14 protein-coding genes are annotated in these 13259 nt (G+C 40.8%); 7 read left to right on the forward strand and 7 right to left on the reverse strand.

What is annotated here, in order from left to right; all coding sequences use genetic code 11:
- Positions 1 to 33: 33 nt before the first annotated feature.
- Positions 34 to 1794, reverse strand: a complete 1761-nt coding sequence (gene ycaO / locus P20480_RS09705) for a 30S ribosomal protein S12 methylthiotransferase accessory factor YcaO (RefSeq protein ID WP_008129431.1) — start codon at positions 1792 to 1794, stop codon at positions 34 to 36.
- A 147-nt stretch (positions 1795 to 1941) separates the two neighbouring features.
- Here ycaO and P20480_RS09700 point away from each other — a divergent pair, with 147 nt between their 5' ends.
- The 4 genes from P20480_RS09700 to P20480_RS09685 all read left to right on the forward strand — a co-directional run bounded on the left by P20480_RS09700 (position 1942) and on the right by P20480_RS09685 (position 7068).
- A complete protein-coding gene (locus tag P20480_RS09700; protein ID WP_008129433.1) occupies positions 1942 to 4224 on the forward strand; it encodes a penicillin acylase family protein in 2283 nt (760 codons plus the stop codon).
- A 57-nt stretch (positions 4225 to 4281) separates the two neighbouring features.
- A complete protein-coding gene (locus tag P20480_RS09695; protein WP_006792482.1) occupies positions 4282 to 5130 on the forward strand; it encodes an MBL fold metallo-hydrolase in 849 nt (282 codons plus the stop codon).
- Between the two features lie 88 nt (positions 5131 to 5218).
- On the forward strand, positions 5219 to 6751 hold the full coding sequence (locus P20480_RS09690) for a bifunctional GNAT family N-acetyltransferase/carbon-nitrogen hydrolase family protein (protein WP_008129436.1): 1533 nt from the start codon (positions 5219 to 5221) through the stop codon (positions 6749 to 6751).
- Positions 6751 to 7068, forward strand: coding sequence for a DMT family transporter (locus tag P20480_RS09685; protein ID WP_006792480.1), 318 nt, complete (start codon positions 6751 to 6753; stop codon positions 7066 to 7068). The genes P20480_RS09690 and P20480_RS09685 overlap by 1 nt, the downstream gene beginning before the upstream one ends.
- Positions 7069 to 7147: 79 nt before the next feature.
- Here the strand turns inward: P20480_RS09685 and P20480_RS09680 are convergent, their stop codons facing one another.
- Positions 7148 to 8026, reverse strand: a complete 879-nt coding sequence (locus P20480_RS09680; RefSeq protein ID WP_193371872.1) for a DMT family transporter — start codon at positions 8024 to 8026, stop codon at positions 7148 to 7150.
- Between the two features lie 254 nt (positions 8027 to 8280).
- On the opposite strand from P20480_RS09680, the gene P20480_RS09675 reads away from it, so the two are divergent.
- Positions 8281 to 8664, forward strand: coding sequence for an MAPEG family protein (locus P20480_RS09675; RefSeq protein ID WP_008129441.1), 384 nt, complete (start codon positions 8281 to 8283; stop codon positions 8662 to 8664).
- Between the two features lie 73 nt (positions 8665 to 8737).
- On the opposite strand, the gene P20480_RS09670 is transcribed toward P20480_RS09675, so the two are convergent.
- The 3 genes from P20480_RS09670 to P20480_RS09660 all read right to left on the reverse strand — a co-directional run bounded on the left by P20480_RS09670 (position 8738) and on the right by P20480_RS09660 (position 11128).
- Positions 8738 to 9949 carry a M56 family metallopeptidase gene (locus P20480_RS09670; RefSeq protein ID WP_008129443.1) on the reverse strand — a complete coding sequence of 404 codons (1212 nt, stop codon included), beginning with the start codon at positions 9947 to 9949 and terminating at the stop codon, positions 8738 to 8740.
- A gap of 9 nt (positions 9950 to 9958) precedes the next feature.
- A complete protein-coding gene (locus tag P20480_RS09665; protein ID WP_008129445.1) occupies positions 9959 to 10333 on the reverse strand; it encodes a BlaI/MecI/CopY family transcriptional regulator in 375 nt (124 codons plus the stop codon).
- Positions 10334 to 10435: 102 nt separating this feature from the next.
- Positions 10436 to 11128: a pseudouridine synthase gene (locus P20480_RS09660; RefSeq protein ID WP_008129448.1), complete on the reverse strand. Its 693-nt coding sequence runs from the start codon at positions 11126 to 11128 to the stop codon at positions 10436 to 10438.
- A gap of 92 nt (positions 11129 to 11220) precedes the next feature.
- Between P20480_RS09660 and P20480_RS09655 the strand changes: the two genes are divergently transcribed.
- Together P20480_RS09655 and P20480_RS09650 are read left to right on the forward strand one after the other, a co-directional pair.
- The gene (locus P20480_RS09655) at positions 11221 to 11526 is read left to right on the forward strand and encodes a DUF6482 family protein (RefSeq protein WP_006792473.1); all 306 of its coding nucleotides are present in this window, start codon (positions 11221 to 11223) and stop codon (positions 11524 to 11526) included.
- A gap of 40 nt (positions 11527 to 11566) precedes the next feature.
- Entirely contained in the window at positions 11567 to 11974 is a 408-nt protein-coding gene (locus P20480_RS09650; protein ID WP_008129452.1) for a GNAT family N-acetyltransferase, read from the forward strand.
- A 37-nt stretch (positions 11975 to 12011) separates the two neighbouring features.
- Here P20480_RS09650 and P20480_RS09645 read toward each other — a convergent pair whose 3' ends face one another.
- The gene (locus P20480_RS09645; protein ID WP_008129454.1) at positions 12012 to 12368 is read right to left on the reverse strand and encodes a HopJ type III effector protein; all 357 of its coding nucleotides are present in this window, start codon (positions 12366 to 12368) and stop codon (positions 12012 to 12014) included.
- 19 nt (positions 12369 to 12387) lie between these two features.
- Positions 12388 to 13245, reverse strand: coding sequence for a hypothetical protein (locus P20480_RS09640; RefSeq protein ID WP_008129455.1), 858 nt, complete (start codon positions 13243 to 13245; stop codon positions 12388 to 12390).
- Positions 13246 to 13259 lie beyond the last annotated feature (14 nt).

Consider the following 13259-nt stretch of genomic DNA (forward strand, 5'->3'; position numbering starts at 1 on the left):
CGCCATTTTATTTTTATAGATAGCATTTTAAAACTATGAGTCGCTTACTTCACGCGCCCAATGATTTTGCTTAGCTACATGTAACTTACGGTAGCCATCAAGTAGCGCTGCATGCTTTTTAAAGCCTTCAAGCGATAAACCTGGGAAGGTTAAACCATTAAATAATGTACGGCCTTCAGCAATTTCAATTGCAAGCGCTACGTTGTCGCTACCAAACATTAAACCCAGTGCATCTTGGTAGTCGGCGTATTCACGCTCGTCATCGTATTTAATTTCAAGAATGGCTTTTAAGCAGCGGAAATGGCGCATTGCCTCTTCGTTTACTTGGCCTGTATGCAGTATCCAATCAACCCAATCAATTGCTTCTTCGCTGCCTGCGGCTAAACATAGGTGCGCTTTAAGCTCACCAATACGTAGCGTATGCCAAGGTGTATCGGCATCGGTTGCAAGGCCAATAAACTCTGCTGCGCGAATAATATCGCTGTGGCCGGCTTCCTCTAAGCTATCGTAAATGTCCATCCATTGCTCGGCATCGTACTTATCAAGCGATAGGAATGCTTCACGGAATTTAGCGCCTTCGTTGTTGTTACGCCAAATTAGTTCATCTACTGGGTAAATGTCTGACATGCCCGGTACTAAAATTCGACATGCATACACGTTTAAGTGCGTGTAATCCATAATGTAAATGTCGTGGTTCATGCTGTGGATTAAGTCAGTACAGAAGTTGTATTCTTGCTCTGTTGTGCCGCTAAAGTCCCAATGAACAAAGTCAAAATCAGGCGTTGCACGGAAAAAGTCATGCGATATTAAACCGCTAGAATCAATAAAGTGCAGTTCAATGTTTTCAGGCGTTGCTACTTCGTCGTTATCAAATGTAGCCGGTTGGAACACATCAAGCTGATCAAGGCGACGACCTTGTAAAAGTTCTGTAACGGTACGCTCAAGGGCTACTTCAAATGAAGGGTGAGCACCAAACGATGCAAATACAGAGCCATCTGTTGGGTTAATCAGCGTTACGCTCATTACTGGGTATTTACCGCCTAGTGATGCATCGGCAATACGTAAATGAAAACCATGGCTACGCAGTTCTTCACACGCTTCGTGAATTTGTGGGTACTGCTTAACAACCTCTTCAGGCACGATTGGTAAACAAATGCCTTCAGCAATAATACGGTTTTTAATAGCGCGTTCAAATACTTCAGACAAGCCCTGAACTCGCGCTTCAAACTTGGTGTTACCTGCGCTCATACCGTTAGATACAAAAATATTACCAATCACGTTTACTGGAATGTACACGTCTTGGTTATCGCGTTGGCGCGTGTATGGCAATGTACAAATGCCGCGCTCGTTATTACCAGAGTTAAAATCAAAAAGGTGTGATGCGTTAAGTTCGCGCTCTGGGTCAAAGTAATCCCACAGGCTTTCATCCATTATGCCCTCAGGCACTTCTTCACCTTCTACTTTAAACCATTTTTCGTTTGGGTAATGAGTAAACTCGCCGTTGGCAAATTCTTCACCTAGGTAAAAGTCAGCAAAAAAGTAGTTACAGCTTAAACGCTCAAAATATTCACCAAGTGCAGAAGCAATAGATGCTTTATCAGTTGCACCTTTACCATTAGTAAACATAACACCGCAGTCGCTATCTTTTATATGAACCGAATAACAGTTAGCTACAGGGTTAAGCCAAAGCGCCTCTTCAACATTAATGTTTAGGGCTTTTAGCTTGTTTTGCATGGTAGAGATTGACGATTCTAAATCGCGGTCTTTACCTTTGATAAACGTTTTTTCAGTCATATTGATCTCAACTAGTTCTGCACGATGTGTGGAAGTGACATTATCGTGGATTTTGATGTTTATTTCATCCTTTGCGAGCAAGATCATGATTATTTAATAAATCTGTGGTTATTATATAAGCAACGCAAAGGGTGAAAGGGCAACTCAATGTATAAACTAATCAAACGCTTGTTGTTATTAATTGTAATTTTAGGGCTGAGTGGCACCGCTGTTGTGTATGGGGTACTTAGCTTAAGTTTACCTGCACTTGATGGCAACGGGCGCAGCATGGCAGTGAATGACCCCGTTAAAATTTCCCGTGATACATTGGGCCAAGCTGTTATCAACGCTAAAAGCCGTAACGATGCCGCTTATGGCTTAGGGTATGCGCACGGACAGGACCGATTTTTTCAAATGGACCTACTTAGGCGTAATGCTGCAGGAGAGCTAAGTGAATTATTTGGTAAAGCCGCTGTTGAGCTTGATAAAAAAATGCGTTTTCATCAACTACGAAAACGTAGCCTCGCTATTTTAAATACCTTACCAGAGCGCGATAAACAGCTGTTAAAAAGTTATGCTCAAGGCGTAAACGAAGGTTTAGCCCAAGTAGGGTATGCAAGCTTTGAATATATACTTACCGGCGCAACTCAAAAACCGTGGCAAAGCGAAGACAGCTTATTAGTGATTTTTAGTATTTACTTAGATTTACAAAGCATGACATTTAATCGCGATCAAACTTTGATTCAATTAGAGCAAATATACAGTAAAAATATGGTTGATTTTTTAACGCAACCTAGCCAGTACCAAGCTGCGCTTGATGGTAGTAAATTAGCCCCATTTGCAGGTGAATTACCCATTCTTACATCGCAAACGACTCATGTTGCAAGCCACATTGAAGCCCCTCAAGAGCTTGGTAGTAATAATTGGGCCGTTACCGGAGAGCTTACAAAAACAGGAGCTGGTATGGTGTCTGACGATATGCACTTATCAATGGCGGTGCCCGTTATTTGGTACAGAGCGCAGCTTAATTACACGCAAAATGGTGAACAATCTCAAATAACAGGCGTATCACTTCCTGGCACTCCTGCCATTGTAGTGGGAACCAATAATAAAATTGCATGGGGTTTCACTAACGGTTATTTAGATACTGCCGATTGGATTGAGCTAAATAGCGATAGCAAAACATGGCTTGTTGATGAGCCTATTTTATTACCAGAAGGAGGCGTTGAGACTTACTCGCTAACAATGAGTAAATACGGCCCAGTAAAATACATTAACGATAAGCCTTATGCGCTTAGTTGGGCAGCGCATCAACCTTATGCGGTTAACATGCAGCTATTAAAGCTTGAGCAAGCAGATACTGTGGACGATGCGCTCGCCCTTGCAAGTAATGTGGGTATACCTGTACAGAATTTAATGGTTGTTGATGACCTAGGTAATGCGGCATGGAAAAATATAGGCGGTATTCCGGCGCGTACAAATGTCAGTGAGTTAAGTGTAAATGCACAGCACTACTCTGCACTCTTTGAGCAAAACGAAATTAATCGCCCATTTGTTAAAAACCCACCCAGCGGGCGATTATGGACAGGAAACTCTCGGGTTGTATCTGCCAGCGACAACGCACGTTTTGGTAATGGCGGCTACGCATTAGGTGCACGTTCAAGCCAAATTCGTGACCGTTTATTTGAAAAACAAACCTTTGCCGAGAGCGACTTTTACGCACTACAGCTTGATAACCAAGCCCGCTTTTTAATGCCATGGCATGAGTTGTTACTCAAGCAGTTAAAAACCAATGAGGTTAAAAATGCGAAGTACATCACAGAGCTTGAAAACTGGCAGCAATGCGCATGTGCTTCTTCGGTAGGCTATACCCTGGTTAAACGCTATCGCGACGAAGTTATTAACCTTGTGTTTAACCATATTGAAGTCACTCTTAATGAGTATGAGGGCACACTTAAGCCTATCAAACGTGGGTTAGAGCCTGCGCTGTGGCAACTTATTAATAATAAGCCTGCATCTTGGATTAACCCTCAATTTAATAGTTGGGACGAACAATTAGCGGGCGCTTTTGATCACACTGTAAATAAATTGAGTGAGCAATTTGGCACTAATATAAAACAGTGGCAGTGGGGTAAAGTAAATGAGCTGGTAATCGAACATCCTTTTGCAAAGCAAATCCCTTTATTGGCAAAGTTACTTAATATGCCAACCGCTGCAGGATTTGGTGACTCCTATATGCCTGCGGTGCAGGGGCGGAGTTTTGGTGCATCACAACGTTTTATTGCTCAGCCAGGGCATTTAGAACATGCTATTTTAAGCGTGCCAGGTGGCCAATCGGGTCACCCGCTATCAGAGTTTTATAGAGCTGGTTTTAGTGACTATATTGAAGGGAAGCAAACTGCGCTATTACCACAAACGCTAATGCATCAAATCGTTATCTCACCAAAGTAGTGTGAGCCAAAATGTAAGTAATCACGTTCTATATAACTCTAACAATGGAGAACTAAAATGAAAAAATTACTACCCGCGTTAATAACAGGTTTACTACTGAGCGCATCGGCTCATGCAGACGATAACCCCGTTACCGCAGAAAAATTAAGTGAAAGTGTATATGTACTATTTGGACAAGGTGGCAACATTGCTGCAAGTGTGGGTGATGACGGCATTTATATTATTGACGATCAGTTTGCCAAACTCTCAGACGATATTAAAAAAACCATCAGCGACTTAAAGCCTGGTAGCGCCGAATTTGTAATTAATACCCATCACCATGGCGACCATACCGGCGGCAATGAAAATTTTGCTAAAGCAGGTGCACATGTCATTGCGCACGACAATGTCCATAAGCGTTTGAAAGAAAAGCATGGTGAGGGTTCTAAATTTTTACCTCGTATTAGTTTTGGTCACGATTTAAAACTTCATTTTAATAACGAACACGCACACGTTGTGCATTACAAACATGCCCATACCGATGGTGACTCAGTTATCTTTTTTAGTAACGACAACATAGTTCACATGGGTGATATTTATTTTAATTTTGGTAGCTTACCGTTTGTTGATGTAGATAGTGGCGGCAGTGTTGATGGAGTATTAGCTGCGGTTGACGATGTTATTAACCAAATTGACGATAATACTCAAGTTATTCCGGGGCATGGTCCAGTAAGTGACCGTTCAGGGCTGATAACGTATCGTAAGCTGGTGCAAAAAGCCAAAGATGTTATGCTTAAGGCAATGCAAAACGATGCAAGTTTGCAGCAAGTACTTGACGCCGACCCATTATCAGAGCTGGGTCTTAAATATGCAAAATGGCTACCAAAAGAGCGAGTAACCACATTGTTTTATCGTAGCTTAAAGTAACTTGCAAAGTGAGTTAGCACGCATAATATAGTTTATTAAGCTGAGCATTTGTTCAGCTTTTTTGTTCCCATGCCCCAAGGAGTTGTGTATGTCGGCAGAAAAAACCCACCTAGAAATTTGTAACTTGACCAAAGAGCAGTACCCACAAATAAAAACGCTAATGGATCAAGCTTACCCAGACTTAGGTGGCGCATGGCCAAGCCATACCATTTTTAGATTAATCGATCAGTTTCCAGAAGGGCAAATAGGCATAGTAGATGACGGCGTGCTGGTGGGTTTAGCACTAAGCGTGCAAGTAGACTACGCCCGCTTTTCAAATCCGCATACCTACGAAGACATTGCTGACGGCCATGACCGTGTATTCAGCGATACCGATGGCGATGCGCTATACGGTTTGGATGTTGCCATTAGCGAAACTCACCGAGGTATGCGTTTAGGGCGTCGCCTTTATGATGCCCGTAAAGAATTGTGCCGCCAATATAACTTACGCGCTATTTTAGCGGGTGGCCGTATTCCGCGTTATTACAATCACAGCAGTGAAATGACGCCAATGGAATACATTGAAAAGGTTGACCAAAAAGAGCTTTATGACCCAATTTTAAGCTTTCAGCTTTCTAACGACTTTCAGGTAAAGCGATTACTAAAAAAGTACCTACCAGAGGATCAAGAGTCTGTAGGTTACGCCACCTTACTTGAGTGGAATAACATAATGTACGAGCCAACCGACACCGTACTCGAATCGACTAAATCGATAGTGCGAGTAGGCGCAGTGCAGTGGCAAATGCGTTGTGTTGAGTCGGTTGAAGAAATGCTCAAGCAGGTAGAGTACTTTGTAGATACGGTATCTGACTACAAAAGTGACTTTATTTTATTTCCTGAATTTTTTAACGCGCCGCTGATGGGGTTAACTGAGCAAAGCAATCAAACTGAAGCAATCCGCTATTTAGCCGAATACACCGAAACGTTTAAAAACGCCATGTCTCGTATGGCAATAGAATATAACGCCAACATTATTACTGGTTCTATGCCACTTGCCGAAGACGACAAAATTTATAACGTAAGTTATTTATGCCACCGTAGCGGTAAAATAGACGAGCAGCGCAAAATACATATAACCCCGCATGAACAAAATGATTGGGTTATTCAAGGCGGCGACAAAATTGCCGTGTTTGATACTGATGCTGGGCGCGTTGGTATTCAAATTTGTTACGATGTAGAGTTCCCAGAGCTTTCACGCATATTAGCTAAGCAAGGGCTTGATATACTGTTTGTGCCGTTTTGGACCGATACTAAAAATAGTTATTTACGGGTTCGCCATTGTGCACAAGCACGGGCAATCGAAAACGAATGTTATGTTGTTATTGCAGGTTCAGTGGGTAACTTACCGCAAGTAGAAAGCCTAGACGTACAGTACTCGCAATCGGCAGTACTGACGCCATCTGACTTTTCGTTCCCGCATGATGCAACATTAAATGAAGCCACACCTAATACTGAAATGTTACTATTTAGCGACCTCGATATGGATAAGCTAAAAATTCTTCATAGCGAAGGGACAGTGCGTAATTTAAAAGATCGCCGCGAAGATTTATACGACGTAATTTTGAAAAAGAGAGATGTTTAATGGCTTGGGTTTATTTAGTCATTGCCGGCTTGCTTGAAATAGGCTGGCCAATTGGTTTAAAAATTTCACAAAATCCCGACACACGCTGGCAGGGAATAGCAATGGCCATTGCATTTTTAACAGCCAGTGGTTTTATGTTGTGGCTTGCACAAAAGCAAATATCAATGGGGACTTCCTATGCCGTATGGACAGGTATAGGTGCTGCGGGTACGTTTTTAGTGGGTATATTACTTTACGGTGATGCAGCCACGTTTGGGCGTATTGCTGGTGTGCTTATGATCATTTGCGGTGTGATAACGCTAAAAATCAGCTCTTAAAAAAAGCGCTTAACATTCGCTTTAAACGTTATATGCAGCCTATAGTAGCGCAGGTAAAAGCCTGCGCTTTTTTATGTTCTCAATTTGGTAACATCACTAAAATAGCGGCAATGGCTATAAGTATTAAGCCTGCTGAGTCTTGCTTTTTAAGCGGTTGTTTTAACCAAAGTACAGCAATTAGCATAGTAAAAAATACTTCAATCTGCCCAAGCGTTTTAACATACGCCACATGCTGTAAACTCATTGCGCTAAACCAGCCAATAGAGCCTACACAGCTAAAAATACTAATTGCGGCAGTAGTGCCTTTATATTGCCAAAGTTTGCCAACAGTGTGTGGCTCTTTTAGTAATAAATAGCCAAGTAATATAAGCGTTTGTAGGCTTATTACAAACAGTAAAACCCATGCAGCCGAGTGCGGAAATAATAACCCTGAGTTTAAGCTCGCTTCACGTACCCACAGCGATGTAAGGGCAAAGCTGGTACCACAGGCAAGGCCCAGTAACGCTGTTTTAGCATCAAAGTGTTTTACGCTGGTTATACCGCTAAGTAAAAGCACCGCAATAGCGCCTAAAAATACACCCAGCCAACCAAGTAGGCTAAGCGCAGAGCCAAAAAACAATACCCCTAAAATAGCCGCTACTAAGGCTTCACTCTTGGCAAGGCCTGCACCTATGGCGTAATTATTCATTTTAAACAGTTTTACCATTAAGCCGGTGGCGAGTATTTGCATAATACTTGCGCCAATAATAAATCCCCAAAAGGCATTATTAAAGGTAGGCATGGCGGTATCTTGATATTGATACAAGCCGTACAAATACAAGGCAGCAATGGGGCCGGCTAAAATAAAGCGCGAAAGCGTTACGCCAGCCACACTTGCATGTGAGCTTAAATTACTTTGCAGGGCATTTCGCCATGCTTGCATAAAAGCGGCTAAAAAAGTGAAAAAGATCCAGGTCATGGTATTCGTCGATAAAAATAAGGTCTTTACGTTAGCAATCTTTGATTATTAAAGCGACGCATTAAAGGTGATAGTGAATATTCATCACCTGCGACATTATGCCGCACTGCTTTATGAGTAAACTTAGCTATAGTAAGTGTGATGTTATTGTTTAGCCGCCAGCGTTTGTCATAAAACGTATTGGCGGCTTTTTTTGTGCGTGTATGGTATATGTATTGCTCAAATTATCAGATTTTATAATAAGAGAATAAACTATGACGACATTAGTAGTATGCGCATTATTGGCTGTATTAATGCCTTATTTTGCAAAAGTGCCGGTTGCGATGGCAATGGCAAAATTAGGTCGATACGATAATAAACATCCTAGGGCGCAACAAGCAAAACTAACTGGCTTTGGTGCTCGGACGCTCGCTGCTCATCAAAATTGTTTTGAATCACTCGCTGTTTTTGCTGTTGCTATTGCAGTGGTATTTGGTACTAACTCGGTAAACGCAATAACCGAAACCTTGGCGGTTACTCATATAGTCTCACGCATTTTGTATTGTATTTTTTATTGGTTGAACTTAGATATTATACGTTCGCTTGTATGGTTTATTGGCTTAGGTACTGCCATTGCCATGATTGTAGTGAGTATTTAATTTTATTGTTAAAACCACAAAGCAAGCGGCCTAAAAGGGCGCTTGCTTTGTGTTCTTGTATCACCCAACAGCACTAATGCGATACTTTAATTCGCTCTATTAAATCGGTATGTGCAACCTCGCTGTTTATGGCAAAATCGAGCTGTACAAGTACGTCATTAAAGCCTGCCCTAGAGGTTTTATACTCCCACTTTGCCAAGGCTTCCTTGGCTGCTTTATCAAAAACGTCTGACGGCTTAGATTGAATGACACTAATGTTTTTTGTTCTGCCATTAGCTGCAATATCGTATTTTAACACCACAGATCCGCTAATGCCTTGCTTAGCGGCTTGGGCTGGGTAGTGAGGCTCAATGCGAATTATTGGTGAAATATGCTCTTCTTTAGCGCCCTCTGTTTGTGGTTGCTTTGCAATAGCGAGCGTGCTTAAAATACTTGCTGCAACTAGCAGTAAGCCACCTTTGGCAAAGCGAGAGCTACTGCCACTGTGCTTTATATTGGTAAGTCGTTGTAACATGGTTTTTTTATCTCCGTAGTGTGAATAAGCCATTAGTCCTGCGGGCGTTGCTGCCGCGCAGTTCACTAAGGCTTTGCTGTATAAAATGTGTTGCTGTGTGTTTTTATTGGCAAGTACCCGTTCATCACAAGTCAGCTCTTGTAGGCGGCGCATGCTTGCGTAACAAAACCAAGCGAGTGGGTTAAACCAAAGTAAAATAGTGGGTAGCAGCATGAATGCGTTTGTTAGGTTGTCTTTGCGTTTAATGTGTACGTTTTCGTGCTCTAAAATAAGCGCCAATGTGGCTTTATCAAACTGGGTATTATAATCACTGGGCAGTACTAGCTTGCTTTGAAAAATACCCACCACCATTGGTGTGGCTACATGTTGGCTGATATAAGTTTTAGCACTTGTGGTAAGTGTATGGTTAAAGTGTGTTAGCTCAGTTAACTGCAGGCTTTTAACAAAACGAGTATGTGTAATAAAACTAGCTATTAATAACCCCGCAGTAATAAGTACATACATAAGTGCCCAGCTAATACCCATTTCATGTGTAAAAGGCTGATTAGGGGTAATTAAGTAATGGCTAATATTGCTATTTTGCAGTGGTTTAATCGCATTGGGTAAATTAGCGATAACTAATGCCGCAGGCATTAACCACGCTAACTTGTATACAAACCGCACGCCAAGGGTTTTTAAACCAAATCGCTCGAGTAAAATAAATCCACAAAACAAAATACTCAATAGTAGTTGTTGCTCAATTAACCAATTAAACCCAGTTTGAATATCCATAGCTAATCCTTACTTTTGGTTTTTTTCCCAGTCATCAATGACTTTTTTAAGCTCATTTATATCTTGCTGCGAAAGCTGCTCTGATTTAGCAAACCCGCTTACCAGCGGCGCTATACGGCCACTAAAAAAGCGCTCAATAAAGTTTTCGCTCTCTTTGAGGGTGTAGTCGGCGCGCTCCATACAGGGAGTATAAATATATTGGCGGCCGTCTTTTTCAAAGGTCAGTGCGCCTTTTTTAACTAATCGACCCAGTAGGGTTTTAATGGTTTTTTCGTGCCATTGCTTATCATCGCTTAAGCGCTCAATAATTTGGCTCGCGGTGGCAGGGTAATTAATCCAAAGCGCATCAAGCACGTCGAACTCTGCTTTTGATAACTCAATCATTTTATTGCCTACAAATGTAATCTTTAATTGAAGACTACACCTGTAATCTATTTTTGCAAGGTTATTTTTTAACTTTTTGCGGTGTAATTAAGCGATTTGGTATTAGATTTTCGAAATATCAGCTTTATTAATTTGTATGGAGTGGTTTTCAGGTAGGTTTAGGTTTGAGAGAGCGAGTTCGCTAAATTGCACTCTAAATAAATCAATTACTTTAAAGCCGCAGTAATGCGCCATTTTACGTATTTGCCTGTTAAGCCCTTGTTTTAAAATAATACTAAATTGATTGTCAGCTATTTTAGTTACTTCACACGGTAAGGTTATTTGTTTATCAACGGGGATACCTGCAGCCATTTTTTCACAAAACGCGTTATTAATCGGTTTATTTACCGTGACTAAATAACGTTTAGGCTGGTGGAAGTCAGGGTGAATAAGTTGATTACAAAAGTCACCGTCGTTGGTCAAAATAAGCAAGCCTCGAGAGTCTTTATCTAATCGGCCAATGGGGTAAACCCGGGTGAGGGTAGGTAAGTGGTGAATAAGGCTGGCGGGGTCATTTTCATTTAATTTGCAGTCAATACCTACAGGCTTGTGGTACGCAAAATAAACTAAATCGGCTGCCCCTTTAACTACTTTGCCATTAACTATTATGTCGTCTTGCTCATCAACGTGATCAATATGATTGGCTGGGCGATTATTTACCGTTACTACCCCTTCATCTATTAAACGCGATGCCTGTTTACGCGAGCACACGCCTGCATGAGCAATGTATTTAGCAAGGCGGATTTTGGTGCTCATAAAGTGTTCTCGTTAGTTGGCAATAAAAAACTGATCGCGATTATAGCAAAGCTGCGTATCGATAGAGCGATATTTAATTAAGGTGAACAAAAATGGGTATGAAATTTTCTGAACTAAAAAATCATGAGCCGCTACAAAAAGTAGTTGTTCACTCACTTGAAATGGCGCTTTATCAGGTTTCTGTGATCATTAATAATGTTGAATATTATGTAACAGAGGAAGACGGCGAATTTGTAAGAGCTGTAAGCCCGCTGCATGTACAAAAGCGGTTTGAAAAAATAGCGTACGCACAAATGATGCTTCGCCACACAAGCGCATACGATGAAATGTGCGGGCAGCCCGAAAAAACTTCTAGCAACTTACTTGAAGTGCCTTTCGGTAAAAATAATCTTTTTTAATTAAGTGTGTTTGCTAATATCGCTTTTTTAGGAGCGGTATATGTATCAATTAAAATCTGATAACAGTGATGCGTTAAACTCAACTTTACGTAATAAAATAGTTGATTTTAATGCCAAGCATTTCGATGCGCAAAGAGTGCCACTCGGCTATAAATTTGTTGATAATAATAACGAACTAATGGCTGGTATTAGTGGTTGCGTATTTGGCAATTGGCTAATTATAAATTGGCTTTGGTGCAGTGAAATCGCTCGTAATGAAGGCCTTGCAGGGCAGTTGCTCACAGAATTAGAGCAAGCTGCAATATTGCTAGGCGCTAAAAAAGCCCAGCTAGACACTCTCGACTTTCAAGCAAAACCTTTTTATGAAAAACGCGGATACAGCGTAAAGTATCAACTTGATAACTACCCACTTTGCGGCACCCGCTATTTTATGGAAAAACCACTTTAATTTATAACATAACTCAAGTTTTTTAATCGGAGCCCAGTTACTTCGCTGTTAAAGGCTCGCCCTCAAACGTAACACCTAAAAATGGTGTCGCCTCTGGCGCTAACATAAACGTGCGAATGTTCATATGATCGTCGCCGTTAGGGTTTTTAAGCACCTCATCGCGGTAAAACTTACCAAAGCAATCAAGAGTGTTTTGCTTGCTAAGCCCATTGAGTTTTGCAAACGCAAAAATTTTACATGAACCGTTATTTTCACTCGCTGAGCTCAGCAACCCGTGGTTATTAAAGGCACAAGCAGTAAAATCGTAATTGGCTTCAATCACCGCCATTGTATCGGTAAATTGAATGTTTTTTGGGTTCTCAGCCAGCTGTTGTAAGAAGTCGAGTAATAACATAAGTATTCCTATTTAAAATTTAGTTATTGTTCATAAGTTCAGCACTAATTAACAGGCCATCATAAGTATGAAAATAACCATTCCATAGTTCAGAAGTAAACTCTGCTTTATCTAAAAACTCATCGTACTCACCTATGCTTGACAATGAATCTGTAAAACCTTCGTATTTAACGCCCGCAAATTGCCAAGCAGAACTTTTTTTAAAGTAATTAGCTAACGCTTTTAGCTTAATGTTTTTAGTTGAAAAAGGTTCGATTAGTTTTATTTTTGAAATGTAGCCAGCATTATCATATAAAAGTTCATTGCAGTTCGTTATGATAATTTTTTCATGATCTGCGTTTAATAGTTCAAGTGTAAAATTGCTTCTGTTTTTCTTTATATAGTCGTCAACTAAACCATTACCTCCGTAGCAATTACTATTACCTTTAATGCTTTTTACGAGAGTACCTTGCGAAATGCCTGCTATTTGCTGCTGTGTTTCAGTCATACTTTTTTTGTACGTAGCAGTATTTATACTTGAGAAGCTCTGTTTAAGTTTGCTAATAAGTTGAGTTGTTAATGCTGTATTTAACTTAATGGGCTCATGCGAATCTAAGTGTATTTCTAATTCTTTATTTGTTAAAGGCAACTCATTGTTTAACATCATAGGAAGTAAATTTATGTGAAATTGGTAGCCTACAAGTTTGCTATCGATAAAGTGAAAAGCGTGATTTCTGCCGTATATGAGTATCTTCTTATTTTCACTGCCTAATTCTAAACTTGCTAACCCTAATGCTGAACGTGTTTGCTCAAGGCTTTGCCCTAGTTGCTGCCCAAAAAACAAAGACGGTGTCACACGCATATCATTAAATTCTTTAAACTTAGGTCCGTTACTCATATTTACCGTAAACT

This window comes from Pseudoalteromonas sp. BSi20480 (genome assembly GCF_000241365.1).
GTDB lineage: Bacteria > Pseudomonadota > Gammaproteobacteria > Enterobacterales > Alteromonadaceae > Pseudoalteromonas > Pseudoalteromonas marina.

Excerpts from the sequence above, each read along its gene's own strand:
- P20480_RS09645 (WP_008129454.1), bottom strand. The coding sequence starts at position 12,368 with ATGTTATTACTCGACTTCTTACAACAGCTGGCTGAGAACCCAAAAAAC.
- P20480_RS09695 (WP_006792482.1), top strand. The coding sequence starts at position 4,282 with ATGAAAAAATTACTACCCGCGTTAATAACAGGTTTACTACTGAGCGCA.
- P20480_RS09670 (WP_008129443.1), bottom strand. The coding sequence starts at position 9,949 with ATGGATATTCAAACTGGGTTTAATTGGTTAATTGAGCAACAACTACTA.
- P20480_RS09700 (WP_008129433.1), top strand. The coding sequence starts at position 1,942 with ATGTATAAACTAATCAAACGCTTGTTGTTATTAATTGTAATTTTAGGG.
- P20480_RS09680 (WP_193371872.1), bottom strand. The coding sequence starts at position 8,026 with ATGACCTGGATCTTTTTCACTTTTTTAGCCGCTTTTATGCAAGCATGG.
- P20480_RS09640 (WP_008129455.1), bottom strand. The coding sequence starts at position 13,245 with ATGAGTAACGGACCTAAGTTTAAAGAATTTAATGATATGCGTGTGACA.
- P20480_RS09685 (WP_006792480.1), top strand. The coding sequence starts at position 6,751 with ATGGCTTGGGTTTATTTAGTCATTGCCGGCTTGCTTGAAATAGGCTGG.
- P20480_RS09675 (WP_008129441.1), top strand. The coding sequence starts at position 8,281 with ATGACGACATTAGTAGTATGCGCATTATTGGCTGTATTAATGCCTTAT.
- P20480_RS09655 (WP_006792473.1), top strand. The coding sequence starts at position 11,221 with ATGGGTATGAAATTTTCTGAACTAAAAAATCATGAGCCGCTACAAAAA.
- P20480_RS09650 (WP_008129452.1), top strand. The coding sequence starts at position 11,567 with ATGTATCAATTAAAATCTGATAACAGTGATGCGTTAAACTCAACTTTA.
- ycaO (WP_008129431.1), bottom strand. The coding sequence starts at position 1,794 with ATGACTGAAAAAACGTTTATCAAAGGTAAAGACCGCGATTTAGAATCG.
- P20480_RS09665 (WP_008129445.1), bottom strand. The coding sequence starts at position 10,333 with ATGATTGAGTTATCAAAAGCAGAGTTCGACGTGCTTGATGCGCTTTGG.
- P20480_RS09660 (WP_008129448.1), bottom strand. The coding sequence starts at position 11,128 with ATGAGCACCAAAATCCGCCTTGCTAAATACATTGCTCATGCAGGCGTG.
- P20480_RS09690 (WP_008129436.1), top strand. The coding sequence starts at position 5,219 with ATGTCGGCAGAAAAAACCCACCTAGAAATTTGTAACTTGACCAAAGAG.